Source organism: Arthrobacter gandavensis (genome assembly GCF_039528575.1).
In the GTDB taxonomy this organism is placed as follows: domain Bacteria; phylum Actinomycetota; class Actinomycetes; order Actinomycetales; family Micrococcaceae; genus Arthrobacter_B; species Arthrobacter_B citreus_B.
Genome location: NZ_BAAALV010000005.1, coordinates 179196 through 203933, shown reverse-complemented (window position 1 = coordinate 203933; position 24738 = coordinate 179196). Strand labels below are relative to the sequence as shown.

General features: G+C 66.8%; 24 protein-coding genes, 1 tRNA gene and 1 riboswitch. Of the genes, 15 read left to right on the top strand and 10 right to left on the bottom strand.

Features of this window, described 5'->3' with window-relative positions:
* The first annotated feature begins 15 nt into the window (after window positions 1-15).
* From kdpC to ABFX29_RS13130, 3 genes are read left to right on the top strand one after another with little or no spacing between them, the layout of a single operon-like run.
* Entirely contained in the window at window positions 16-612 is a 597-nt protein-coding gene (gene kdpC, locus ABFX29_RS13140; protein WP_152228893.1) for a potassium-transporting ATPase subunit KdpC, read from the top strand.
* A 3-nt stretch (window positions 613-615) separates the two neighbouring features.
* Window positions 616-3117, top strand: coding sequence for a DUF4118 domain-containing protein (locus ABFX29_RS13135; RefSeq protein WP_152228894.1), 2502 nt, complete (start codon window positions 616-618; stop codon window positions 3115-3117).
* Complete coding sequence (locus tag ABFX29_RS13130; RefSeq protein WP_275124645.1) at window positions 3114-3788, top strand: response regulator; 675 nt, start codon at window positions 3114-3116, stop codon at window positions 3786-3788. The genes ABFX29_RS13135 and ABFX29_RS13130 overlap by 4 nt, the downstream gene beginning before the upstream one ends.
* Window positions 3789-3805: 17 nt before the next feature.
* Here the strand turns inward: ABFX29_RS13130 and ABFX29_RS13125 are convergent, their stop codons facing one another.
* Genes ABFX29_RS13125 through ABFX29_RS13110 form a run of 4 tightly spaced genes read right to left on the bottom strand, consistent with a single transcriptional unit; the run spans window position 3806 to window position 6090 of the window.
* The gene (locus ABFX29_RS13125; protein ID WP_152228896.1) at window positions 3806-4591 is read right to left on the bottom strand and encodes an ABC transporter permease; all 786 of its coding nucleotides are present in this window, start codon (window positions 4589-4591) and stop codon (window positions 3806-3808) included.
* A complete protein-coding gene (locus ABFX29_RS13120; RefSeq protein WP_152228897.1) occupies window positions 4588-5382 on the bottom strand; it encodes an ABC transporter ATP-binding protein in 795 nt (264 codons plus the stop codon). The genes ABFX29_RS13125 and ABFX29_RS13120 overlap by 4 nt, the downstream gene beginning before the upstream one ends.
* Complete coding sequence (locus ABFX29_RS13115; RefSeq protein WP_152228898.1) at window positions 5379-5759, bottom strand: DUF1048 domain-containing protein; 381 nt, start codon at window positions 5757-5759, stop codon at window positions 5379-5381. Before ABFX29_RS13115 ends, ABFX29_RS13120 begins: the two co-directional genes overlap by 4 nt.
* The gene (locus ABFX29_RS13110) at window positions 5749-6090 is read right to left on the bottom strand and encodes a PadR family transcriptional regulator (RefSeq protein WP_152228899.1); all 342 of its coding nucleotides are present in this window, start codon (window positions 6088-6090) and stop codon (window positions 5749-5751) included. Before ABFX29_RS13110 ends, ABFX29_RS13115 begins: the two co-directional genes overlap by 11 nt.
* Before the next feature lie 189 nt (window positions 6091-6279).
* Here ABFX29_RS13110 and ABFX29_RS13105 point away from each other — a divergent pair, with 189 nt between their 5' ends.
* From ABFX29_RS13105 to ABFX29_RS13090, 4 genes are all read left to right on the top strand, one after another.
* A complete protein-coding gene (locus ABFX29_RS13105; RefSeq protein ID WP_152228900.1) occupies window positions 6280-6762 on the top strand; it encodes a MarR family winged helix-turn-helix transcriptional regulator in 483 nt (160 codons plus the stop codon).
* Between the two features lie 46 nt (window positions 6763-6808).
* Window positions 6809-6898, top strand: a riboswitch (TPP riboswitch).
* Window positions 6890-7699, top strand: coding sequence for a hydroxyethylthiazole kinase (gene thiM / locus ABFX29_RS13100; protein ID WP_152228901.1), 810 nt, complete (start codon window positions 6890-6892; stop codon window positions 7697-7699). Its footprint overlaps the riboswitch before it by 9 nt.
* Window positions 7696-8385, top strand: a complete 690-nt coding sequence (thiE, locus tag ABFX29_RS13095) for a thiamine phosphate synthase (RefSeq protein ID WP_152228902.1) — start codon at window positions 7696-7698, stop codon at window positions 8383-8385. The genes thiM and thiE overlap by 4 nt, the downstream gene beginning before the upstream one ends.
* Window positions 8373-9932: a bifunctional hydroxymethylpyrimidine kinase/phosphomethylpyrimidine kinase gene (locus ABFX29_RS13090; protein WP_152228903.1), complete on the top strand. Its 1560-nt coding sequence runs from the start codon at window positions 8373-8375 to the stop codon at window positions 9930-9932. Before thiE ends, ABFX29_RS13090 begins: the two co-directional genes overlap by 13 nt.
* On the opposite strand, the gene ABFX29_RS13085 is transcribed toward ABFX29_RS13090, so the two are convergent.
* Genes ABFX29_RS13085 through ABFX29_RS13070 form a run of 4 tightly spaced genes read right to left on the bottom strand, consistent with a single transcriptional unit; the run spans window position 9929 to window position 13352 of the window.
* Window positions 9929-10567 (bottom strand): trimeric intracellular cation channel family protein, encoded by a 639-nt coding sequence (locus ABFX29_RS13085; protein ID WP_152228904.1) that lies wholly within the window; start codon window positions 10565-10567, stop codon window positions 9929-9931. The two genes, ABFX29_RS13090 and ABFX29_RS13085, sit on opposite strands and share 4 nt — an antisense overlap.
* Before the next feature lie 22 nt (window positions 10568-10589).
* Window positions 10590-11816, bottom strand: coding sequence for an amidohydrolase (locus tag ABFX29_RS13080; RefSeq protein WP_152228905.1), 1227 nt, complete (start codon window positions 11814-11816; stop codon window positions 10590-10592).
* Window positions 11817-11829: 13 nt separating this feature from the next.
* On the bottom strand, window positions 11830-12570 hold the full coding sequence (locus ABFX29_RS13075; protein WP_152228906.1) for a hypothetical protein: 741 nt from the start codon (window positions 12568-12570) through the stop codon (window positions 11830-11832).
* Window positions 12571-12599: 29 nt separating this feature from the next.
* The gene (locus ABFX29_RS13070; protein WP_152228907.1) at window positions 12600-13352 is read right to left on the bottom strand and encodes a DUF5058 family protein; all 753 of its coding nucleotides are present in this window, start codon (window positions 13350-13352) and stop codon (window positions 12600-12602) included.
* 141 nt (window positions 13353-13493) lie between these two features.
* Between ABFX29_RS13070 and ABFX29_RS13065 the strand changes: the two genes are divergently transcribed.
* The 6 genes from ABFX29_RS13065 to ABFX29_RS13040 all read left to right on the top strand — a co-directional run bounded on the left by ABFX29_RS13065 (window position 13494) and on the right by ABFX29_RS13040 (window position 20902).
* Complete coding sequence (locus ABFX29_RS13065; RefSeq protein ID WP_152228908.1) at window positions 13494-14516, top strand: Lrp/AsnC family transcriptional regulator; 1023 nt, start codon at window positions 13494-13496, stop codon at window positions 14514-14516.
* 59 nt (window positions 14517-14575) lie between these two features.
* Window positions 14576-16690, top strand: coding sequence for a prolyl oligopeptidase family serine peptidase (locus ABFX29_RS13060; protein WP_152228909.1), 2115 nt, complete (start codon window positions 14576-14578; stop codon window positions 16688-16690).
* 72 nt (window positions 16691-16762) lie between these two features.
* A tRNA-Ser gene (locus tag ABFX29_RS13055) sits at window positions 16763-16853 on the top strand.
* 321 nt (window positions 16854-17174) lie between these two features.
* On the top strand, window positions 17175-18533 hold the full coding sequence (gene mgtE / locus ABFX29_RS13050) for a magnesium transporter (protein ID WP_152228910.1): 1359 nt from the start codon (window positions 17175-17177) through the stop codon (window positions 18531-18533).
* 52 nt (window positions 18534-18585) lie between these two features.
* A complete protein-coding gene (lhgO, locus tag ABFX29_RS13045; RefSeq protein WP_246167646.1) occupies window positions 18586-19776 on the top strand; it encodes an L-2-hydroxyglutarate oxidase in 1191 nt (396 codons plus the stop codon).
* A gap of 103 nt (window positions 19777-19879) precedes the next feature.
* Window positions 19880-20902: an aldo/keto reductase gene (locus ABFX29_RS13040; RefSeq protein ID WP_152228911.1), complete on the top strand. Its 1023-nt coding sequence runs from the start codon at window positions 19880-19882 to the stop codon at window positions 20900-20902.
* Here the strand turns inward: ABFX29_RS13040 and ABFX29_RS13035 are convergent.
* Entirely contained in the window at window positions 20899-21537 is a 639-nt protein-coding gene (locus tag ABFX29_RS13035; RefSeq protein WP_152228912.1) for a hypothetical protein, read from the bottom strand. The two genes, ABFX29_RS13040 and ABFX29_RS13035, sit on opposite strands and share 4 nt — an antisense overlap.
* A 98-nt stretch (window positions 21538-21635) precedes the next feature.
* On the opposite strand from ABFX29_RS13035, the gene ABFX29_RS13030 reads away from it, so the two are divergent.
* Together ABFX29_RS13030 and ABFX29_RS13025 are read left to right on the top strand one after the other, a co-directional pair.
* On the top strand, window positions 21636-22460 hold the full coding sequence (locus tag ABFX29_RS13030) for a crotonase/enoyl-CoA hydratase family protein (protein ID WP_152228913.1): 825 nt from the start codon (window positions 21636-21638) through the stop codon (window positions 22458-22460).
* Window positions 22461-22507: 47 nt separating this feature from the next.
* Complete coding sequence (locus ABFX29_RS13025; RefSeq protein ID WP_152228914.1) at window positions 22508-23179, top strand: FadR/GntR family transcriptional regulator; 672 nt, start codon at window positions 22508-22510, stop codon at window positions 23177-23179.
* Between the two features lie 38 nt (window positions 23180-23217).
* Here the strand turns inward: ABFX29_RS13025 and ABFX29_RS13020 are convergent, their stop codons facing one another.
* Entirely contained in the window at window positions 23218-24618 is a 1401-nt protein-coding gene (locus tag ABFX29_RS13020) for a hypothetical protein (RefSeq protein ID WP_152228915.1), read from the bottom strand.
* Between the last annotated feature and the right edge of the window lie 120 nt (window positions 24619-24738).

Genomic DNA, 24738 nt, shown 5'->3' with positions numbered 1-24738 from the left:
ACCAAAGGACCCGTTATGACCATGCTTCGTTCCACAGGCCGGCAGTTCGCCGTTGCCGCCAAGGCCCTGGCACTCTTCACCCTGCTGCTGGGCATCGCCTACCCGCTGCTCGCCACCGCAGCGGCCCAGACCGCCGCCGGACACCTGGCCAACGGTTCCCCCGTCAGCGCCGGGGGAAATGTCACCGGCTCCGCCCTGCTCGGGCAGTCCTTTACGGACAGCTCCGGCGCGGCCCTGCCCGAATGGTTCCAGTCCAGGCCCGGGACGTACGACGGCGCTGCCTCCGGCGGCAGCAACCTGGGCCCGTCCAGCCCCCAGCTGGCCGAGACGGTCCAGGCACGCCGGGAGGCCGTTGCCTCACTGGAATCGGTGCCGGAAGGGGATGTCCCCGCAGATGCGCTCACAGCATCCGCGTCCGGTCTGGACCCGCACATCAGCCCGGACTATGCCTACCTCCAGGTGGCGCGGGTGGCGGAAACACGGGAGCTGCCCGAGCACGCCGTCCGCGCCCTCGTGGATGCCGCCGTCGCCGGCCGCGCCGCTGGAATCCTGGGCGAGCCAACCGTAAACGTGTTGGAACTGAACATCGCCCTGCAGGAGCTGGACACTTAACGGATGACACGAGGAGAGCTCCGGGTGTTCCTGGGCGCAGCCCCTGGTGTGGGCAAGACCTACACCATGGCCGAGGAAGGCCACCGCCTGGCAGGCGAGGGCCGGGACGTGGTGGTGGCCGTGGTGGAAACCCATGGCCGCGCCGGCACCGCCGCCGTCGTCCGGGGCCTGGAACAGGTGCCCCGGCGCAACGTGGAGCACCGGGGCCTGGTGCTGGAGGAACTGGACCTGTCCGCCGTGCTGGCCCGGCAGCCGGAGTACGCGCTGGTGGATGAACTGGCGCATACCAACGCTCCAGGGCTGGAAAACGCCAAGCGCTGGCAGGACGTCCAGGCACTGCTGTCCGCCGGGATCAATGTGCTCTCCACGGTGAACATCCAGCACATCGAGTCGCTCAACGACGTAGTGGAAGGCATCACCGGCACTGTTCAGCGCGAAACGGTGCCGGACAGCGTGCTGCGGGCAGCCGACCAGATTGAACTGGTGGACATTGCCCCGGAACTGCTGCGCGGCCGCCTGGCTGAGGGAATCGTCTACCCGGCCGCACGGGTGGATGCAGCCCTGTCCAACTACTTCCGCGTGGGAAACCTGACCGCACTGCGCGAGCTGGCCCTGCTGTGGCTGGCTGACGAGGTGGACAGTGCCCTGAACCGGTACCGGACGCAGAAGGGCATCCGCAGCAAATGGGAGGCCCGCGAGCGCGTGGTCGTGGCGCTCACCGGCGGACCGGAGGGGCAGACCCTGCTGCGGCGCGGTGCCCGGATCGCTGCCCGCTCCGCAGGCGGGGAGCTGCTGGCCGTGCATGTGACCAACCCGGACGGGCTGCGCGAAAGCCACCCGGGGGAACTGGCCGTGCAGAGGGCACTGGTGGAGAAACTCGGCGGCAGCTTCCACCAGGTGGTTGGCGCCGACATCCCGGGCGCGCTGGTGGATTTCGCCCGCTCTGCCAACGCGACGCAGCTGGTCATCGGCGTCAGCCGCCGGGACAGGCTGAAGGCACTGTTCGGCGGGCCCGGCATCGGTGCAACCGTGATCCGCCTGTCCGGAGACATCGACGTGCACATTGTGAACCACGGTGCCGCGGGCGGGCACCGCGGGCTGCCGCGCCTGGGCGGCGCCCTGAGCGCCCGACGGCGTGCGGCCGGGTTTGCCCTTGCCCTGGCCGGAGGGCCGCTGCTCACCTGGCTGCTGGTAGGGGTCAGCACCCCGGAATCGATCACCAGCGACGTGCTGGCCTACCAGCTGCTGGTGATCCTGGTGGCACTGGCCGGAGGGATCTGGCCGGCACTGTTCGCCGCACTGCTCTCCGGGGTAACCCTGGACTACTTCTTCATCCAGCCGCTGCACACCGTGACAGTGTCAGAACCGCTTCACCTGTTCGCCCTGGTGCTCTACGCTGCCAACGCCATGCTGGTCTCCTTTGTGGTGGACCGTGCCGCCCGCCGGTCCCGGGCAGCCAGGCGCGCGGCGTCGGAATCGGACCTGCTGGCTTCCGTGGCCGGCAATGTCCTGCGCGGCGAAGACGCCGTGGAAGCCCTGGTGGGCCGGGTGCAGGAGGCCTTCAATCTCGACGCCGCCCGGCTGCGGTCGGGGGAAACGGACCTGGCGGTGGCCGGCAGCGTGATCGGAGAGCCCGCGCACAAGGTACCCGTGGGCGCTGCCGTGCTGGAGCTGTACGGCAGTGTTCCGGGAGCCGCGGACCGGCGGCTGCTCGAAGTCATCGCGGCCCAGCTCGGTGCGGCACTGGACTACCGGGACCTCTCTGCCCGGGCCGAAGGCCTTCTCCCGCTGGCAGCAGCGGACCGGGTGCGCACCGCGCTGCTTGCCGCCGTCGGGCATGACCTGCGCCGTCCCCTGACCGCCGCAACCGCGGCCGTCACCAGCCTGCGGGCCCAGGATGTGGCCTGGAGCGAAAAGGACAGGGAAGAGCTGCTGGCCACCGCCGAGGAATCGCTGCAGACCCTCTCTACCCTGGTCACCAGCCTGCTGGACGTCAGCAGGCTCCAGGCCGGAGTGCTGGCAGTTTCGCTTGCGCCCCTGGAAGCCGCGGATGCCGTCCTGCCGGCACTGGAGGAACTGCGGCTGGGTCCGGGGCAGGTGCAGCTGGACCTCCCGGCGGGCCTTCCTGCACTCCTGGGCGACTCCGTGCTGCTGCAGCGGGTACTGGTGAACGTGCTGGCCAACGCCATGCGGTTCTCCCCGCCGCAGGAGAAGGTGGTGCTGGCCGCGAGCGAGTTCGGCGGGAAAGTTGAAATCCGCGTCATAGACTGCGGACCTGGGATTTCCCCGGAACGTGGTGACGAAATGTTCGTTCCCTTCCAGCGGCTGGGAGACACCGACAACCAGACCGGGCTGGGGCTGGGCCTGGCTGTCGCGAAGGGATTCATGGAAGGCATGGGCGGGACCCTGGAAACGGAGAAGACACCCGGCGGCGGACTCACTATGGTCCTGGGCCTGCCGGCTGCGCAGGCGGACCGGCCGGCGGATGCGGCCCCGGCGCTGTGAAGATCCTGCTGGCGGACGACGACGTCCAGATCCTCCGCGCCCTGAAGATCACCCTGGCAGCGTACGGCTATGAAGTGGTGGCTGCCTCGGACGGCGCGGCGGCCGTGCGGCGGGCGGTGGATTGCCACCCCGACCTCATGGTCCTGGACCTTGGCATGCCTGGGCTTAGCGGCATGGAAGTCATTGAAGCCGTGCGCGGCTGGAGCACCATGCCGATCCTCGTCATCTCCGGCCGGTCCGACTCCGCGGAGAAGGTCCGGGCGCTGGACCTCGGTGCCGATGACTACGTGACCAAGCCCTTCTCTGCAGAGGAACTGCTGGCACGGATCCGTGCCTTGAACCGGCGGACTGGGCCCGCGCCGGACAGCCCTGCGGTTCTTTTCGGCGACGTCTCAGTGGATCTGGCCGCGCGCCGCGTCTCCCGGCTCAGCGACGGTACCGGGATCCGGCTCACGCCCACCGAATGGCATTTGCTGGCGGCGCTGCTTCGGCGCCCGGGCCACCTGCTGACCCAGGCACAGCTCCTGAACGACATTTGGGGACCGGGCACCTCGGATTCGGGGTATCTGCGCCTCTACATGGCCCAGCTGCGGCGGAAGCTGGAACCGGATCCCTCCCATCCGGTCCACTTCCTGACCGAGCACGGCATGGGCTACCGGTTCCAGCCCTAGCGCGGCCGCTTCGGCTCCTAGGCGGCCGTTCCCCGGCTGATCCGCCTCCGGTACATCGCCGCCGAGACGCCGCATGCGGCAAGGAGGATGCCCAGGCACCAGGCCAGCGCAGTCCAAATCTCCGGTCCAACCGGGTACCCGGCAAAGATGTCCCGAAGCGTGTTGACGATCGCGGTCACCGGCTGGTTCTCAGCGAACCAGCGCACCGGACCGGGCATCGTGTCCGTCGGAACAAAAGCTGAGCTGACAAAGGGCAGGAAGATCAGCGGATAGGAGAAGGCGCTGGCACCCTCCACTGATTTGGCGCTCAGGCCCGCAACCACTGCAACCCACGTGAGCGCCAGTGTAACCAGGGTCAGCATGCCGGCCACGGCCAGCCAGCCGGCCACACTCGCCCCGGTGCGGAAACCCATCACCAGGGCCACGGCGATTACCACTGCCAGGGACAGCAGATTGGCCGCCAGCGAGGTCAGCACGTGGGCCCAGAGTGCGCTGGACCGGGCAATCGGCATCGATTGGAAGCGTTCAAAGACGCCGCTCTGCACATCAGTGAACAGCCGGAACGCGGTGTAGGCCACCCCGGAAGCCACGGTGATCAGCAGGATGCCCGGCAGCATGTAATCGATGTACTCCAGGGAGCCGGTGTTGATCGCGCCGCCAAAAACGTAGACAAACAGCACCATGATGGCCACCGGCATGACCGCCGTCGTAATGATGGTGTCCGGGCTGCGCAGGATGTGGCGCAGCGAGCGCCCCGTCAGCACAGTGGTGTTGCTGGAGAAGTGGGCTGTTGCCGCTGTCATTGTTTTTCCCTCTCAATCCCTGCAGCACCCGCGAATCCGGTGAGGGCCAGGAAAACTTCCTCGAGTGTCGGCTGTTTCTCCACATACTCAGCCCGGGGCGCAGGGATCAGCTGCCGGAGTTGGGCGAGCGTGCCGTTGGCAATGATCTCTCCGTTGTGCAGGACGGCAATGCGGTCTGCCAACTGTTCCGCTTCTTCCAGGTGCTGCGTGGTGAGCAGCACCGTGGTGCCCTGCCGGGCGAGCTCCCGGACCGTTTCCCACACCTGAAGGCGTCCTTCCGGATCCAGCCCGGTTGTTGGTTCGTCCAGGAAGACCACGTCCGGGCTGCCGACCAGGCTCATGGCAATATCCAGCCGCCGGCGCATGCCGCCGGAGTACGTGGAGGCTTTCCGGTCCCCGGCGTCAGTAAGGGAAAACTTCTTCAGGAGCTCATCCGCCAGGGCTCCCGGGGCAGGAACCCGCAGCAGCCGAGCAACCAGCACCAGGTTCTCCCGGCCGGTAAGTACGTCGTCCACAGCGGCGAACTGTCCGGTGAGGCTGATGGCTCCGCGGACTTCCGCTGCCTCGTCGACGACGTCGAATCCGGCCACCGCGGCCGTGCCGGAATCCGGCCGCAGCAGGGTGGAAAGGATTCGGATCAGCGTCGTTTTTCCGGCCCCGTTGGAGCCGAGCAGGGCGAAGACGCTTCCGGGAGCCACCTCAAACTCGACCCCGCGCAGAACCTGCACCTCTTTGAAGGATTTCCGCAGGTCCTGAACGCGAACGGCGCGCGCCGCTGGCTGGACGCTCATGAGCCTTCCCTCCCGCCCGGCCCCCCGCTTTCCTGTTCCGCCTGATCAATGGCCTGGGTAAGCCGCTGCCGCTCCTTGCTGATCCACTGGGCGTCGGAGTAGTTGCGCAGGAAGACCTCGGCAAACTCCACGGGGTCTTCACCCACGATTGCGCGGACCGGTGTGTTGTCTGCTGCGCCCTGCTCGAACAGGTCAGCCAGGTCCTCATACATTGAAACCATGACGTCACCCCTGGTCAGGGCCCCGGCATACATCAGGTACCGTTCCACCGCCTCCGCGGCTGTGCGGTATCCGGGCGGCAGTGCCTTCACCCGGTTCTTGTATTCATGCCAGCGGCGCTTGTCGCCGAAGTCGCCAAGAATCTTCTCAACCCACATGTTCGTTTCCCTCCTCGCGGATCCGTTCCAGCCGTTCTGAGAGGAAGCTCCAGGTCCTCCAGAACTCGTTGAGGCAGTCCTGCCCCGGGCCGGTGAGCGAGTACATCTTCCGCGGCGGCCCCTTTTCGGAGGGGACCTTCACCACGTCCACAAGTCCGCGCTGCTCGATCCTGATGAGCAGCGCATAAACCGTGCCTTCGGCGATGTCGGTGAAGCCCTCGTCACGCAGCCTTGCGGTGATCTCATACCCGTAGGCGGAGTGGCCGGAGAGGAATGCCAGAACAATGCCCTCCAGGACTCCCTTCAGCATCTCCGTCGCCTGCCTGCCCATCAAACCCTCGCTACTTAGTAATGTTGACTACCAGTACCTAGTAAGAATGAGTACTGACCGGAATGCAAGCTGTTCCGGGGATTTTTTTCTGCAGCACGCGCAGTCCCTGCCAGCACATTAGGTGACATGACAGAACAGTGGCCGCGTAGAACATCTACCGGCCCGCATTGCAGGGCTAGGATGTTCCCCATGACTACAGCCAGCACCACAGCAATACCCGGAGGCCTCGGATGGGATTTGGCCGTGGTGGCGGGCTGTTATCAGGCCCGCCTGCAGTCAGCGCTGGAGGGGACACCGGGAGGGCTGCGCGGATTCCAGGTGCTCTCAACGGTGGTCCATTTTGACCCGCCGAACCAGCAGGCACTCGGGGCGCATCTGGGAATCGACCGGACTGTGCTGACCTACCTGATTGACGAGCTGGCCGAGGCCGGGGACGTGGAACGGGTTCCTGATCCCGCGGACCGCCGGGCCCGCAAAGTCGTTGCCACCAAGGCCGGCCGCCAACGCCTGGCCGCCTGCGAGGAGCGGGTCGCCGCTGCCGAGTCCGGCATGCTCGCCGGACTGGAACCCGCAGACGCCAATCTGCTTCGCACCCTCCTGCACCGCCTGGCAGGCCAGGCCCACCAGCCGGCGTCGGGCAGTAATCCCTGCGCAGCCATGGACGCTGTCTAACTCCGCGTCCGGCTGGCCATTTGCCCGCTGACTTCGTAGAGTCAGCTGTAGTGACACGGGGTGCCGCAAGGCTGAGATGAGACCCGTCGAACCTGATCTAGTTAGAACTAGCGAAGGGATGTCGCCGATGACTATTGGCCTGACACCATTTTCTGTATCCACCCTCCTTTCCCGCGTGCGCAGCGAACCGCCGCTGGTGCAGTGCCTGACCAACACAGTGGTCACCAACTTCACCGCCAACGTCCTCCTCGCCCTCGGCGCAGCCCCGGCCATGACGGACATTCCGGGTGAAGCCGGACCTTTTGCCCGCATCGCCTCAGGGGTGCTGATCAATCTGGGCACCCCCCATGCCGAACAGCGCACGGCCATGCTGGAGGCCGCAGCAGCGGCAAACGATGCCGGCACACCCTGGGTCCTGGACCCCGTGGCAGTGGGCAGCCTCCCGGTCCGTACTGCCCTCGCTGCAGAGCTGCTGGCGATGCGTCCCACGGTGGTCCGGGCCAATGCGTCCGAGGTCATGGCCCTGGCCGGGCTGGGCGCGGGCGGACGGGGCGTGGACGCCACGGACAATCCGGAGGATGCCCTTCCCGCGGCCGAGCTCCTGGCGGCGAAATACGGCTGCGTCGTAGCGGTCTCCGGACCCACGGACGTCATCACCGACGGTGAATCAACGCTGCGGATCAGCAACGGCAGCGCCCTGTTGACCAAGGTGACCGGCGGGGGCTGCGCCCTCGGCGCCGTGACGGCCGCGTTCCTCGCCGCCGCGGACGACGGCGGTGACCTCACCGCCGCTGCGGCAGCCACCGCCGCCTACACGATCGCCGCGCAGCAGGCTGCAGCCGTGTCGGCAGGACCGGGGTCCTTTGCCCCGGCATTCCTGGACGCCCTGACCGGCCTCTCCGCCGAAGACATCCACAACCTGCTGGTGACGGCATGAGCGCCGGAGTGCAGTCCGAACTGCTCCGGCGGCCCCGGGCCCTGGCCAGGAACACCGGCATTTACCTGGTCACTGATGCGGCGCAGTGCGGGGACCGGGGTGTTGCCGCTGTTGCCGCAGCCGCCGTCGCCGGAGGGGTGCGCACCGTGCAGGTCCGGGAAAAGCACGCCTCCGCCGCGGAGTTCTACGCCCAGGTGCTGGCCGTCGCCGACGCCGTCGGTGACCGCGCCCTGGTGCTGGTCGATGACCGGGTGGACATTTACCTCGCCGCCCGGGCAGCCGGCGCCCGGGTGCACGGAGTCCACGTTGGCCAAAGCGACCTGCCCGCCGCGTCCGTCCGCTCGCTGGTGGGCCCCGGCGCCGTCGTAGGCCTCACCGCCAACACGCCCGCCCACCTCGACGCCGTGCGGGAACTCGCGCCGGGAACGGTGGACTATCTCGGTGCCGGAGTCATCCATCCCACCAGCACCAAACCGGACCATCCTGCCCCGCTGGGCGTGGACGGGTTCCGGTCCTTTGCTTCTGCGGCTCCGGTCCCGTGCGTGGCAATCGGCGGGATCGGGCTGTCCGACATTCGGGGCCTGCAGGCCGCCGGAGCGTCCGGCGCCGCCGTCGTTTCCGCTATCTGCACCGCTGCCGATCCGCGCCGCAGCGCCGAGGAACTGGTGGCGGCATGGGAGAGCTGAGCGTCCGGGACGTCCCGCGGATCCTGAGCATCGCCGGAACTGATCCCACGGGCGGAGCCGGAATCCAGGCCGATCTGAAGTCGATCGCCGCCAACGGCGGATACGGCATGGCCGTGGTCACGGCGCTGGTTGCGCAGAACACTCACGGGGTCCGCTCCGTGCATACCCCGCCTGCGGGGTTCCTTCGCGAACAGCTGGACGCGGTGAGCGATGACGTGATTATCGATGCGGTGAAAATCGGCATGCTGGGCAGCACCGAGGTTGCCCGGACGGTGGGTTCCTGGCTGGCGGACGTCCGGCCGCCGGCCGTGGTGCTGGATCCGGTGATGGTGGCCAGCAGCGGTGACCGCCTGCTCAGCCCCGATGCCGAAGATGCCCTTCGCGGGCTGTTGCACCAGGTGGACCTGGTGACGCCGAACCTGCCGGAGCTGGCTGCCCTGCTGGAGGCAGAGCCGGCGCAGGACTGGGACGAGGCATTGGAGCAGGGACGCCGTCTTGCCCGCGAGTATGGCACGTCCGTGCTCGTGAAGGGCGGGCACCTGGCCGGAACTGCGGCACCGGATGCGCTGGTAATGCCCGACGGCGGGCGCGGGTTCACGATCTCGGTGTTCAGTTCCGCGCGGGTGGAGACCAAGAACACCCACGGCACCGGCTGCTCGCTCTCCGCTGCACTGGCTACCCTGTTCGCCCGGACCGGTAACTGGACACACGCACTGGGGGCCGCCAAGGCCTGGCTGCAGGAAGCCCTGGAATCCGCGGACCTGCTGGAGGTGGGGACCGGGCACGGACCGGTGAACCACTTCGCCGGGCTCTGGCAGAGGGGACTCGCTCCGCTGCCTGCGCCAGCAGGATCCGATGTTCCACCCGCCGGGGACCGTACTGCGGAGCTCTGGTCCCGGACCGCGGACATTCGGGAGAAAATCGCAGGGCTGGACTTCGTCCGCGGTCTCGGCGACGGGACCCTGGATTCGGCAGTCTTTGGCAGGTATCTCGCCCAGGATGCGATCTACCTCCGGGGATATGCCCGCGCCCTGGCACGCGCCAGTGAACTGGCACCCACGCTCCAGGAACAGCTGTTCTGGGCGGAGAGTGCCAACGGGGCCCTGGAAGCTGAACTCGACCTGCACCGGAATTGGCTGCATGCCAACGCCGGTCCGGGCGGCGTCCCCGTCACCCGGGACGTTCCGGCGGATCCCGCCGCGGGGCTTGCTGCCGGACCGGTAACCCGCGGCTACCTGGACCACCTGCTGGGACCTGGCCGTTACCAGGATGACCGGTTTGAGTACGCCCGGCTGGTGGGCGCGGTGCTCCCCTGCTTCTGGGTTTATGCCGATGCCGGTGCGGAGCTCGCCGCCGGCAACCACCCGGCCCATCCCTACCGGGAGTGGCTGGACACCTATGCCGATCCGGCCTTTGCGGCGGCCACTGTCCGTGCCGTCGGGATCCTGGAGGGTGTGCTTGCCGGGAATGATGACCAGCGGCGGGCGGCCGAGGAAGCGTTCGCCCTGTCAGTGCAGTGGGAGCACGACTTCTTCGCGGCCGGCTAGGTCTCGCGGCCGGACGCCGGTGGCGCGGCTGTCCGGCCCGCCAGCGGAATCCGCCACCCGTAGCGCAGGGAGAGGATGCGCAGTGTGAACACCAGCGCCGCGACGGCAATGCCCAGGACAGGACCGAACACGCCGAGGGCCGTGAAGAGTGAAACCAACCCGGCGCCCAGCAGGGCCGGAATGGCGTAGACGCCGCGCGGGTTGAAGACCTGGGGTACTTCATTGGCCACCACGTCTCGCAGCAGCCCGCCGCCCACCGCGGTGGTGACTCCCAGCAGCGCGGCAGACACCGGGTTCAGCCCGGCCTGGTGCGCGGTCAGCGTACCGGTGACGCAGAACAGGGCCAGCCCGGCGGCGTCGAACACCAGCAGGGTACGCCGGTACCTCTGCACCCCCAGGGCGTGGGTGAACACCAGGATGGCAGCAAGGAGCGGAGGCAGCAGGTAGACCGGTTTCGAGAAAGCCAGCGGCACGCCCTGGTTGATGATCAGGTCCCGTATCACCCCGCCTCCAAGCCCCACGAAGGAACCGAGCATCAGTGAGCCCACAATGTCGAAGTTCCGCCTGGCCGCCAGGAGGGAACCGGAGACGGCAAAGAAGAAGATTCCTGCCAGGTCAAGAATCAGGAGTGTCACGGTTGCCCTCCCCGTTCAGCGCCTAGCGCCGTTCCAGCCGGGACAGGGTGGCGGCCACCGCGGCTTCTACGGCCGTGGAAAGGGTCGGTTCCAGGACGGGGGCGAAGAAGGGCGAGTGGTTCATGGGAACCTTTTCCCCTTCCAGCGTTTCGGCGCTGTGTCCGCCAAAGAACCAGTAGACCGAGGGAACACCGATTGCCTGGGCTAGGTGGCCAAAGTCCTCTGATCCCATCAACGGGGCCACCTCGTTCACACACTCCTCTCCCAATGCTTCCCGCATGGCCTCCATGACCCCGGCTGTTTCCTGCGGGTCGTTGTAGTTCAGGGGAAAGGTGTAGAGCTCTTCGATCTCCGGTTCCGGTGCCGCGGACGCCGCGGCCTCGGCGGAAATGATGCGGCGCAGGGCGTCCAGGACGTGGGTGCGGACGCCGTCGTCGAACGTGCGTATGTTGAGGGTGAACTCCGCGCGGTCCGGAATGATGTTCTCTTTCAGGCCGGCGTGGAAGGTCCCCACGGTGACGACGGCGGCACGCCGGGGGTCCAGCTCCCGCGAGACGATCGTCTGGATGCGGGTGATGATGTGCGCCCCCAGCACAATCGGGTCCACCGAGTCCTGGGGCTGTGAGCCGTGGGACTGGCGTCCGTGGAGCGTGACCTTCCAGGAGTCTGCCTGGGTCATGGCGTTCCCCGAGGCGTATTGGATGGTTCCGGCGAGACCGGGCATCACGTGCTGACCGAGCACCACGTCCGGCTTGGGGGCTTTGTCCCACAGCCCGTCCTGCACCATGGCCGCCGCGCCGGCTGCGGTTTCCTCCCCGGGCTGGAACAGGAGCACCACGGTGCCTGCCCAGGCGTCCCGGCTCCGCCCCAGGAGCTTTGCGGTGGTGAGCAGCGCAGTGACGTGGGTGTCGTGGCCGCAGCCGTGCATCACGGGAACCTCGGTCCCGTCCTCCAGCCGCCCCGTAGCAGTACTGGCATACGGCAGGCCGGTGTCCTCCCGGATGGGCAGGGCGTCGGTGTCGGCCCGGAACGCGACTACCGGGCCCTCCCCGTTGGCCAGCACACCGACCACCCCGGTGCCGCCGCAGCGGAAGCTGCGAATGCCCAGGGCCGCGAGGCGCTCTTCGATGAGGGCTGCCGTGCCGTGCTCCTGCATGGACAGCTCCGGAGCGGCATGCAGGGTCCGGTAAAGCTCATGCATCTGAGAGGTGTCCTCTGCGGTGAGGGCGGGGTGCGTGGGGTTCGGCATGGGTTCCTCTCGTTCAGCTCCGCCCGGGGGCGGCAGGTGCACTGCGGGGTGCGCGTTTGCGGGTAAACCAGGCGATCAGGATAGTCCCGATTACTGAGATGGCGGTTGAGATCATGGCAAGACCGGGAACCAGGGGCAGAAGTATGTACTGCACGGCAAGGACCACGCCCAGCGCCGCAAGGGTGGGACGGAGTGCCTTCATGGACACGATGGCCTGGACAATGACGGCCCCCATCACCGCGGGCAGGACATAGGCCCGGGCCAGGGCGGTGAGTTCCGCAGGAATGACGCTGACCAGCCAGGTGCCGAGCAGGCCCACAAAAACCAGCAGGGACAGCAGGTGCACTGCGGCCGCTCCGCAGATCGCCATCACGGCGGCGAGGTCTCCGCGCTTCGAGCCGGGGAGGGCGCCGACGCTGGTCTGGGCGACCAGGGCCGAGGGAAGCAGCTTGTTGGAGATGTTGCCGATCATAAAGGCCTGGTACATCGCCGCAGGTCCCAGGATGGGGTAGTACGTCAGCGGCTCCACGAGCCAGATGACGAAGAACGTCGCGGCAACGGCGCCAAACGCTGTCCAGAGCTGGGCGGAAGTTACCCCGAGGTTGCCGAAGAGGACCAGGTACACCGGCCCGCCCACTGAGATGAGCAGGCCGGCGATCATGGTGAGCCGGCCCCACCGTGACGTTGTCCGGTCAAACCTGTCGAGTTCGGCGGCCGCAGAGGGCCCGGTTTGGGCGGCACCTGTTTCTAGCATGATGGTTCTCCTTAGGTCTGAGGAGCTTCTTAGGCGGGTCCGAGGCCGGCTGTGTGGGCGGCGTAGGCCGCCAGCAGACCGGCAACGATGGCAATGCCCAGGCCCCACTCACGCAGCCATGGCCTGTGCAGGATCCTTGCCAGCAGCAGGCAGGCACCCATGGCGGCGGCTGCCGCCAGCAGGGTCAGGGCGTGCGCGGTGCTCTTGGGCGCTTCGGCCAGCCCCAGGGAGATGAACGCAGCAAGCAGGGCCGACGCCGGCACAATCGTCATGGCCAGCGGGTTCACCTTGGCAAGGCGGTGTCCGCCGCGCTTGAGCAGCGGGGTGAAGACCAGGGTGGCGAGCATCCACATTGCCCCGCCCAGGCTCATGGCAAAGAACGCGATGGCGAAGACCTGCTGAGTGTAGGTATCCCCGCCCAGTTCTGCCCCGACAGTGGCTGCGGCGACATTCGCGGCTCCGGTTTCATAGGCTGCTGAACCGATCAGGCCAATGCGCACCAGGACTGCGGGCGTTCCGAACAGTGCCAGCAGGGCAATGGCCACCAGGACGACAGCCAGCGAGGGCCCAATCGCTGCCACGGCTCCGGACCGGAAGGAGATCCGCAGCTCGTCCGGCGTCATTCCCACCGCAGGCGCCACCCTGCGCGCCGCACGCATGTAGATGAGTGACTGGACCACGACGACGCCGAAGACACCCAGCGCGCAGACCCACAGGACAGGCGTGTTGGCTATGGCCAGGACATCGGTGGAGCTTCCGTTCAGGGGAAGAACGCTGTGCATCGGAATTCCTTTCGCTCGGCCCGGCGGAAACCGCCGGTGCCCGGTACTGCGATAGGAGCAATTGTTGGGTTTACTTCGCCATATCCGTGAAAACTTCTGAAATATTGCACAAACAGCGGCTAAACATGAGAAAACGGACACATGAATCGGCAACTGGACGAGGATGACCTGCTGCTCATCAACGCACTGCAAATCGGTCCGCGCCTGCCGTGGACGGCCATTGGCGCAGTCCTCGACCGGCACCCAACGTCCCTGGCCCTGCGGTGGGAGAAACTGGCGGCCGCCGGTGCCGCCTGGATCACCTCCCACCCCGTGGGCGACCCGGAACAGATGTCCCTCTCATTTCACGACGTGCAGTGTGATCCGGCGCAAAGACGGTCAGTGGTACAGGCACTGGCGGACATGCCGGACGTTTTCAGCATTGACGAATGCCACCGGAACCGGGACATGATGCTCACAGTCATCACTCCCACCCCTGCGTGGCTGGCGGAGTCGGTGTATCCGCTCTTCGACCGGATCCCCGGGCTGACCCGCTACGAAACGTCCTTCTGCACCCAGCTGCACCACGGTGCCGACTCCTGGCAACTGGGTGCGCTGAATGCCGCCCAACGTAAGAAGCTCAGCCAGCTGGCCGGGAACCAACCCGCCTACCGGGGCCCGCTTCCGCCCGCATACGGGGAAATCCTTCAGGTCCTGTCCCGGAACGGGCGGGCCTCGGCCGCAGACATCGCTGCCGAAACCGGACTGCATCCCGCCACCGCCAGGCGGCAGCTGCAGAAAGTGCTGGGCAGCGGATCGCTCGCCCTGCGCTGCGAAGTTGCCCACGGGCTGGCGGGGTTCCCCATCATTTGCCAGTGGTTCGCCCGTCTGCCTGCGGCAGAACACTCGCGGACGGCGTCGGCACTCGCAGAATCCGGAACGCTGAGGCTGTGCGCCTCCACTACCGGACCCACGAACTTCACCTTCATGATGTGGCTGCGCAGCGCTGCGGACATCATGAACACCGAGCGCTCCCTCGGGGAAAGGTTCCCGGCCCTCGAAGTCACCGAAAGCGTGGTCGTGGCAACCGTGGCCAAACGGGTGGGGTGGATCCTGAACCGGAACGGGACGGCCGCAGGGAACCTTACCGTTCCCGGCGAAGCTTGGAAACACGGAGTCTCCTGAGCGCCCGCCTGTGCTGCAGCCCACACGTGAATGTCAGCGGGCACCCCTAGGATTGGCACATGAGTACCGCGAGCGCAGAAACCCCGCAGGACAGCGAAGACGAGTTCCTCTGGTTGGAGGACATCTACGGAGACAGGCAGCTGGACTGGGTCCGGGCCAGGAACTCCGAGACGGAAGCCCTGCTCTCCGCCACCGGATTCACCCGGACCGAAGAACGCCTGCTGGAAGTCCTTGACTCTACCGACCGGATTCCCATGGTCGTGAAGCGCGGGGACTGGTACTACAACTTCTGGCGGGACGCCGAACACCCCCGGGGCATCTGGCGCCGTACCTCGTGGGAGGGCTACACGGCTCCGGCAACTGAGTGGGAAACCCTTCTGGACCTCGATGCGCTGAGCGCCGAAGAGGATACCGAGTGGGTCTGGGGCGGAGCACGCTTCCTTCGTCCGGAAGACGGTGTCTCCTACCGCCGTGCACTCGTGATTCTCTCCCCGGACGGCGGGGATGCCTCCCGCTACCGGGAGTACGACGTCGTCGACCGCGCCTTCGTGCCGGGCGGCTTCGACCTGCCCGTGGCGAAGACCCAGGTTTCCTGGGCCGGCCCGGACACCCTCTACGTGGCCACCGACTTCGGCCCCGGCAGCATGACTGCCTCCTCCTATCCGCGCACTGTCCGCATCCTGCACCGCGGACAGGGACCCGTGGACGCCCAGCTGTACTTCGAGGTCCCCGAGGACCACATGATGGGCTACGTCCACCATGACCAGACGCCGGGGTTCGAGCGGGACCTGGCCGTGGACATCATCGACTTCTACGACAGCATCACGTACCTGCGGCAGGACGGGGACTGGGCCCGGATCGATGTGCCGCTGGACGTGAACGTGGACCTGCACCGGCAGTGGCTGGTGATGCGCCCGCGCACCGACTGGCTGGTTGGCGAAACCCTGCACAAGGCAGGCTCACTGCTCGCGGCGGATCTGGAGGATTTCCTGGCCGGCGGCCGGAACCTTCGCACGCTCTTCACCCCCAAGCCCACCGTGTCCCTGCAGTCCTGGAGCTGGACCCGGGACTACCTGCTGCTGAACCTGCTGCGTGACGTCTCCTCCGAGATCCAGGTACTGGACCCGGCTGCTGACTGGCAGGCCTCGGAACTCGACGCCTGCCCGCCGTTGCACTCTGTAGATGCCTACGCGGTGGACGACGAGGACGAGCAGGCCGGCAACGACTACTGGCTGGTCAGCACCGGTTTCACCACACCGTCCACACTCTCGCGCGGAACCCTCGGCCAGCCGGGGTCGCCGGCTTCCCCGGTCAAGGCGTCGCCGTCGTTCTTCGATGCCTCCGACTGCACGGTTGAGCAGCACTTCGCTGTGTCGGAGGACGGCACCCGGGTGCCGTACTTCCAGGTGGGACACAAGGACATGGTGCTCGACGGCGGCAACCCCACAGTCCTCTCGGGTTACGGCGGGTTCGAACAGGCCCTCACCCCCGCCTACTCAGGCGTTGTTGGACGCGGCTGGCTCGAGCGCAGCTACACCGACGACTCCGGAACCCTGCGCCGCGGTGTCTACGTGCTGGCCAACATCCGCGGCGGCGGAGAATACGGGCCGGACTGGCACCGGGCAGCACTGCAGCAGAACCGGCACCGCGCGTATGAAGACTTCGCGGCGGTTGCCCGGGATCTCACGGAACGGGGCGTCACCTCCCGTGAGCACCTGGGCTGTACGGGCCGCAGCAACGGCGGCCTGCTGGTCGGGAATATGCTCACGCTTTACCCGGAGCTCTTCGGTGCCGTGTCCTGCGGTGTTCCGCTGCTGGACATGCGCCGGTACACCAAACTCTCCGCGGGCGCGTCCTGGATTGCCGAATACGGCGACCCGGATGATCCCCAGCAGTGGGAGTTCATCAAGACCTTCTCTCCGTACCACCTGCTGCGTGAAGACGTGCAGTACCCGCCGGCGCTCATCTGGACCGCTACGAGCGATGACCGGGTGGGCCCGGTCCAGGCCCGCAAAATGGCGGCCCGGATGAAGGCACTGGGCGTGGACCGGGTCTGGTTCCACGAGGCACTCGAGGGCGGCCACGCGGGTGCTGCGGACAACCGCCAGTCCGCCCGCATGCACGCGATGTCCTACGAGTTCCTCTGGGAAGCGCTGACCGGCAGGCTGTCCTGAACCTGTTTTGCTGAAAGCACCCCGTTATGGGTAGTCTTGACAGGCTGGCAGCGTGAGTTTGCCAGGGCAATTGGAGACGTGCCAGAGCGGCCGAATGGGCTTCACTGCTAATGAAGTGTGGGCCTAAAGCCCACCGGGGGTTCAAATCCCCCCGTCTCCGCCAATCGGAACACCCCGGCCTTCGGTCCGGGGTGTTTCCATATCCGAGCTTTTCCTGACCGCAGGAGGTGAACCGCACGCATGGACGACGGAAATAGTCGATCTACCGCACCGCGCGAACCTCGCCAGCGTGTCAGGGAAGCTCTCCTGCACATCCGCCCCTAAGGGCCCACCGGTTCCTCCCTGTTCGATGGGAAACCAACCCTTGCTTCCCTTCCCGGCCGGTCCGCGCGCCTGCGGCATTTGCCAAGGCCACACCACACCCGATTACTGCTCCGCGGTTCTTCCGCGCCGTTGCAGTGCGCCCACCGTAGGGAAGCGGATCATGATCAAGTCCCCCAATCTTTCATTCGATGCAACTGCCGAACTGCTGGCCCATGCCCTGAGCAACGGCAGCCTGGCCGGGATTGCCCGGGTTCTGCAGCCGCTGGACGTCTCCGAAACCCTGGAACAGCTCGAACGCCTCAATACCCTTGACCGCGCGGTGGCGTACCGGACCCTTTCCAAGGGAAGGGCCCTGGAAGTTTTCGAGCGTTTCGATGCACCGGTCCAGGCAGACCTCCTGGCCGGTTTGCAGGATGCCCAGGTGGCGGAGGTCTTCACCGCGCTCAGCCCGGATGACCGGGTGGCACTGCTGGATGAATTGCCGGCGGGTGTTGCCAACCGACTGATTCTGGGGCTCAACGAGAAGGACCGGGCGCTTACCACCGCAGTCCTGGGGTACCCGCGCGGCGCGGTGGGCCGCTACATGAGCCCCCAGTTCGTCACCACCAGCCCGGACAGGACGGCCGCCGAGTCCCTGGCCCGGGTCCGCGCACAGCTCGACGACGCGGAAAGCGTCTACACCATCCCCGTGACCGACGGCAGGCGGCACCTTCTGGGTGTGGTTTCCCTCCGGGACCTGCTCCGCGCCGCCGACTCCGATCCGGTCTCGGACCTAATGAAGGCCCCGCTGTCAGTCCCCGCCACCCTGAACGCCGAAGAAGCTGCACGGTACTGCGCTGATGCCAAAGTGCTGGTGCTGCCCGTGGTTGATTCCGAAAACCGGCTGGTCGGAATCCTCACAGTGGATGACGCCCTCCGAATCCTCGAATCGGCCGAAAGCGAGGACTCCGCACGTTCGGGCGGGTCCGAGCCCCTTCGGCGGCCTTACCTGGCGACTCCAGTCCGGGCCATTGTGCGCGCCCGTGTCGTGTGGTTGCTGGTCCTGGCCCTCGGAGCCACCCTCACCGTCCAGGTAATGGATACCTTTGAAGCCACCCTGGCCGAGCAGGTGGCGTTGTCACTGTTCATTCCGCTGCTGATTGGCACCGGAGGCAATACCGGAAACCAGGCCGCCACCACCATCACCAGGGCACTCGCCCTGGGAGACGTGCGGCCGCGGGACGTTGCCAAGGTCGTTGCGCGCGAGGTCCGTGTGGGCGCGGTGCTTGGCTTGCTGCTCGGCGGGCTGGGGTTCGCCATAACGTCCGTTATCTTCACCGTGCCGCTGGGCACCGTGGTGGGCCTGACCCTGCTGGGCGTGTGCACCATGGCGGCCGCAGCCGGAGGCCTCATGCCGCTTCTGGGTAAGGCCCTGAAAGTCGATCCAGCCGTGTTTTCCAACCCGTTCATATCCACTTTCGTCGACGCCACCGGGCTGATCATCTACTTCCTCATCGCGTCCGCTGTGCTGGGCATTTAGGTACCCTCTACACTCTCCACAGGACAGGCAGCGGGGAGGCAGGCATTTGATCGTGAAGCGGTTCGCCGTTATCGGCGGAGGCATCGTGGGCATCGCCCTGGCCCGGGCACTGGCCGTGCGCGGGCTTGGGGAAGTCACCGTCTTCGAGAAGGAAGCCCGGCTCGCCACCCATCAGACGGGCCACAACTCCGGTGTGGTCCACGCCGGCCTGTACTACCGGCCCGGCTCGCTGAAGGCGCAGCTCTGCGCCGAGGGCAGGCAGCGCATCCGGGACTACTGCCTGGAGAAATCCCTGCCTTACCGTGAGGTGGGCAAGCTCGTGGTGGCCGTGGATGAGGCGGACCTGCCGGCCCTGGCGGTCATCGAGCAGCGGTCCCTCGCCACCGGCGTTCCCGGGCTCGCCAGGATTGATGACCCGGCGAAGCTACGCGAAATCGAGCCCCATGTGGCAGGCGTTGCTGCCGTGCACTCCCCGCATACCGCCGTCGTCGATTACGCGGCAATCACCGAAGCCATGGCGCAGGACGTGCGTGCCTCCGGCGGCACCATCCTGTTGGGACAGGAAGTGACCGGACTCCACAGGGAAGGCACCCGGATCCGCGTTCAGACAGCGGTCTCCGAGCAGGTCTTCGACCAGGTGATCGCCTGCGCAGGCCTGCAGTCCGACGTCGTGGCGAGGCTGGCCGGCGCCGATCCTTCACCCAAAATCCTGCCGTTCCGCGGCGAATACTGGGAGCTGGCTCCGGAGCGGAGCCAGCTTGTCAACGGCATGATCTATCCGGTGCCTGATCCGGCCTTCCCCTTTCTGGGCGTGCACTTCACCCGCGGGGTCTATAACGACGTGCATGTGGGCCCCAACGCCGTTCCTGCCCTGGCCCGCGAGGGCTACAGCTGGGGAAAAGTCTCCGTCCGCGACACCCTCGAGTCGCTGCGCTGGCCCGGCGCGCTTCCGCTGGCGAAGCGCTACTGGAAGATGGGCCTCGACTCCGTGGGTGAATCACTGCTCAAACCCGTCTACTTCTCCCGCGCCCGCCGGTTCATTCCGGAGCTGAAACCCTCTGACCTCACTGCCAAGACTGCCGCCGGGGTCCGCGCCCAGGCGTGGGGGCGCGACGGATCACTTCTGGATGACTTCGCCGTAGACCAGAACGGGCCGGTGACGCTGCTGCGCAACGCCCCCTCACCTGCGGCGACATCGTCCCTCGCAATCGCCGACTATCTGATCGACAACTATCTGACCTAGGCAGCCCGCTCTTCCGCTGCCCGCCCATCGCCCTGTTCCAGCCCGCCGTAAGGGGCATAGGCTAGGGCGCAGCACCCCATACGCCGGACGGAAGGAAATACCCATGGAGTTGCGCCTGCTGGGCAACAGCGGAACCGCCGTGAGCAACTATGCGCTGGGCACCATGACGTTCGGCAATGAGACCGATGAAAAGACCTCCCATCGGATGCTGGACGACTATCTGGGCGCCGGCGGCAACTTCATCGACACCGCGGACATCTACAACGAAGGTGCCTCGGAAGAAATCGTCGGCAAATGGCTGCATTCAAACCAGACCGCCCGCAACACCGTGGTGCTGGCCACCAAGGCCCGCTTCCCCACCGGGCAGGACACTAACGACGCCGGGAACTCCCGCCGTCATCTGCGCCGCGCGCTCGAAGCCTCGCTGCGCAGGCTCGGCGTTGACCACATCGACCTGTACCAGCTGCACTCCTGGGACCCTCTGACGCCGCTGGAAGAGAGCCTCGGCTTCCTCCAGGACGCCGTCACCTCCGGGCTGATCAGCTACTACGGTTTCTCCAACTTCACCGGCTGGCAGCTCACCAAAGCCGTCTGGACGGCGAGACTCCGCAACTGGAACGGCCCTGTCACCCTGCAGCCGCAATACAACCTGCTGGAGCGTGAAATCGAATCCGAGATTGTGCCGGCTGCGCTCGACGCCGGGCTCGGGCTGCTCCCCTGGTCTCCCCTGGCGGGCGGCTGGCTCACGGGCAAGTACCATCGGGAAACCGTTCCTTCCGGCAACACCCGGGTGGGTGAGAACCCGGCGCGGCAGTTCCAGGGCTGGGACCTGCGCAGCTCCAACCCCCAGACGTGGGAAGTCCTGGACGCCGTCCACCGCATCGCCGCGGCCCACGATGCCACTCCCGCGCAGGTGTCACTCGCCTGGCTCGCGGGGCGTCCCGGCGTGACGTCAGTGATCCTGGGGGCCCGGACGCCGGACCAGCTCGAAGGCAACCTGCAGGCAGCACAGCTGGAACTAACCCCGGCGGAGATCCGGCAGCTGAATGATGCCAGCGCCCCGGCCGTGGGCAACTATCCCTATGGCCTTGACGGCCGGAACCAGCGGGCGCGAAAGCTCGGCTAGAAGTCCTCGGGACGCAGGTTCTGCGCCCATTTGCTGATTTCGGCGTCGTCGGGGGCTGCGGGCTCTTTGCCCTTCGCCTTTTCCTGCGGATTGTCCTTTCCGGCCGTCCCGGATTCGGAGGCCGCCGGGGAAGCGGCGGCACTGTGGGCAGCGGCGTCGCGGTCAGCAGTTTCCCGTCCGGCACCAGTCTGGTCCTCCGGCGCTTCGTCCGGTTCTGGGTGATCTGTCGAATCGGCAGGCGCGGGGCCGGACGCGTCCGGGACAGGAGGCTGCTCCGGCCGGGGACGGGTGAAGGGAACCGGGTGTGAGGCCATGGAGGCTACAGCCGCGCTGGCTGCACGCAGGCCGCATCCGGTGTTCTGGGCGTAGATCTGGATAGCGCGGATCGGCTGGCCCTGCGCAATCGCAGCGTAGACCTGCTGGTGGCCCTTCTCATCCAGCTGCGCCGCGGCCTCTCGCGCTGCCTCCAGCGACGTTCCGGCCGGGGTCCGGAGGCTCTTGGCAGAGCTCCCCGTACGGGACTGTGCCGGTTTCTCCGCTGCCGGGCGGCCGGCACGCGTGCGCTGGGCGCGTCCGACCAGAAAGTTCACGAGCACGATCGCAGCGACGAACAGGACAATGACCACAAACTCCATACCTTGATCCTAGCTTTTTCCCGGCACCCCAAGGGCCGCCGCCGGTATATTGGCGCGCAGGACACACCCCGCCCGCCGCTCAACCACGTAAGGACTCCATGAAAACCGAATCTGATCTGCGGTCACTGCGCGTCACACACCGCGGTCCGGTGGCCGAGGTGCAGCTGCTGGGCCCCTCGAAGGGAAATGCCATGGGTCCGGACTTCTGGGCTGAGCTTCCCCGAGTCTTTGCGGAGCTGGACGCGAAGGAGGACGTCCGCGCCGTCCTCTTATACGGCTCCGGGGACAACTTCAGCTATGGCTTGGACTTGCCGGGGATGGAACCCGTGTTCCGCCCGCTCCTAGAATCCCGCGGGACGGATGCCCGGCTGCGCTCGGATTTCCGGCTGCGGATCAAGGCCCTGCAGGACGCCGTGAGTTCCGTGGCCCGCTGCAGCAAGCCAGTCGTGGCCGCTGTGGAGGGATGGTGCATCGGCGGCGGCGTGGACGTGATCACTGCGGCTGATATTCGGGTTGCGTCCCCGGGCGCCAGGTTCAGCATCCGGGAGGTCCGTGTGGGCATCGTTGCGGACCTCGGATCCCTGCAGCGGCTTCCGGGGATCATCGGCTCCGGCGCCACCAGGCACCTGGCGCTCACCGGAGAGGATTTCGACGCTGCCCGCGCACTCGAACTGGGCCTGGTCACTGAGCTGGCGGACGACGTCGTTGCGCGCGGGCGTGAGCTGGCCGCCCAGATCGCGGCGAACCCGCCGCTGGTGGTGCAGGGCGTCAAGCAGGTTCTAAACCAGGGCAGCGAGGCGGCGGCGCAGTCCGGGCTGGATTACGTGCAGGTATGGAATACGGCGTTCCTGCCCAGCCGTGACTTCGCCGAAGCCGGCAGGGCCTTCGCCGAGCGCCGCCCCGCGGTCTTCACCGGCGACTAAGCCCGGCCCGGAGCCACGTGCAAACATCCGACCATTAGGATGAAGGCATGGCTGTTACAGACGAAGCGATCACCAAGATCAAGGACATGCTCATCTCAGGTGAGCTCAAGGCAGGTGACCGGCTTCCTCCGGAGAAAGACCTCAGTGAGCGTCTGGGCCTTTCACGCAGTTCAATGCGGGAAGCGGTCAAGGCACTTGAACTGATCCGGGTGCTCGACGTCCGCCGTGGTGACGGTACGTATGTAACCAGCCTCGAACCGCAGCTGCTCACCGAAGCCATGGCGTTTGTGGTTGATCTCCACCAGGACAAGTCCGTGCTGGAACTGTTCGAGGTCCGGCGCATCCTCGAACCCGGCTCCGCCTCGCTCGCCGCCCAGCGGATCACGGAACCCCAGCTGGCAGAACTGAACGAAATAATCGAGACGGTGCAGGAAAACGCGTCCGTCGAAGACCTGGTGGCCCATGACCTGGCGTTCCACAGCCTGATCGCCAAGGCGTCCGGCAACTCCTATCTCGAGAGCCTCCTGCACGGGCTTTCCAGCAGTACCGTCCGTGCCCGCGTGTGGCGGGGGCTGACCCAGGACAAGGCGGTCACGGCTACCCTCGCCGAACATAACGCGATTGCAGCGGCACTCTCCCGCGGTGACGCCGACCTGGCGCGGGCGCTCATGACCGTCCACGTCAGCGGCGTGGAGAACTGGCTTCGACAGTCCCTCTGACCTAAGCCGCGCACGCCATCGACCTGGTGATACCGAGCCTACGGCCGCTCGATTGAATCCTCCAGCGGCGCCTCGGCATCTGCTTCATCCGCATCCGCCTTGCGCTTATCTGCACCCTTCGAGTCGGCGCCCTTCGCGTCGGCTACACCGTCATCGTCATTCTGCTTGTCGTAGGGCAAATGATCGTGGCCGCGCTCGGAGACCCCAGACGGCGCCGGCGTGACGACTACTGTGAGCTCTGAACGAGCCTGGGCGCGCTCCTCCCAGTACACGCCCATGCGGTGCTTGGCCGTGAAGTTAAAAGCGAAGGTATGCTCGCCTTCACTGAGCCCCTCAATAGGGATGGTGATATCGCCGTCGGTGTCCCCGGAGGCAATGACCGTACCGTCCCGCTCGAGAGTGTAGGTGCCGTCAACAGGAGTCTGGCCCAAGCCCAGGTCCCTGCCCACCGCCCGCAAATCAAAAGCCTCGCCGGGGGCAACCTCGGTTGGCCCATACAGCTCAGTGTCAGCCTGCAGCGGGATGGTCACCTTCACGGCGCCTTCGCCGGCCATCGGGCCGCGGCCAGTCCAGTCGTAGTAAGGCCGGGTGCCCTGCTCCAGCACAGTGAGCTGCGGGACGTCTGCGACCCAGCTCATACCGGCGCCGCCGCCGCTGCCCGCGCCGAAGCCCAGGCGCTTCTTGCCTGCGCCGCCCGCGGTGCCGCTGGCCGGCCACCCTCCGCCGCCGGCTCCACCGCCGCCGCCCGAGGTCAGAAAGCCGGCGCTCTTGCCGTCCTCGCCCGCCTTGCCGTAGCGCGCGAACGCGGGATCGTCCACGCCGTTCTTGCCGGGGTTGCCGGCGTGCTTGCCCTGGCCCCAGCCCGGTTGCTCACCCGAGACCGCGTCGCCGCCCGTGCCGCCGCGGTCGAAATCGTAGACGTCTAGCCGGAAATCACGGTCTCCGCCGTCTCCGCCGGCACCACCACCACCGCCCGCCACAGCGAGCAGCTCGCCGTTGAGCTTAAGCGCGGAAGCGCCGCCGCCGCCGTTTCCTACAGTTCCGCTCCTGCTCTTGTCGCCGCCCTTGCCGCCGTCGATGAATCCGAGGCCGGCCGCTCGGCCGAACCCCTCGCCCGATTTCCCGGCGTAGAGCGTCAGGGTGTCTCCGGGCGTCACGTCGAGCTGCAGCAGGTACGTCTGGCCCCTGCCGCCAGGGCTCGAGGTGTTGATGTACCCTCCGTCGCCGCCGCGCAGACCGACGAGGACCTCGGTGACACCGTATGGCACGACCCAGTCCTCGCCCTTGGGCTGGCTGAAAGTGAATACATGCTGGGACAGAGGCGCAGCTTGGGCGGCAGGTGCTGTGAGCACCGTGCCTCCGGCAAAGAGGGCGCTGACCATCGCAACAGCGCCGAGGCGACGAAGGATGCGAGCCGTGGAAGACTTAAAATTGGACATAGTCCATTTATACCGTGTTAGCGCTCTGACAAGTGAGAACACTCACACATTTCACGCATTCGTCCAGATTATCCGCCCCAAGTTTCCTGCTTCGTGGGATCAATAAAGAACCCCCGCCGG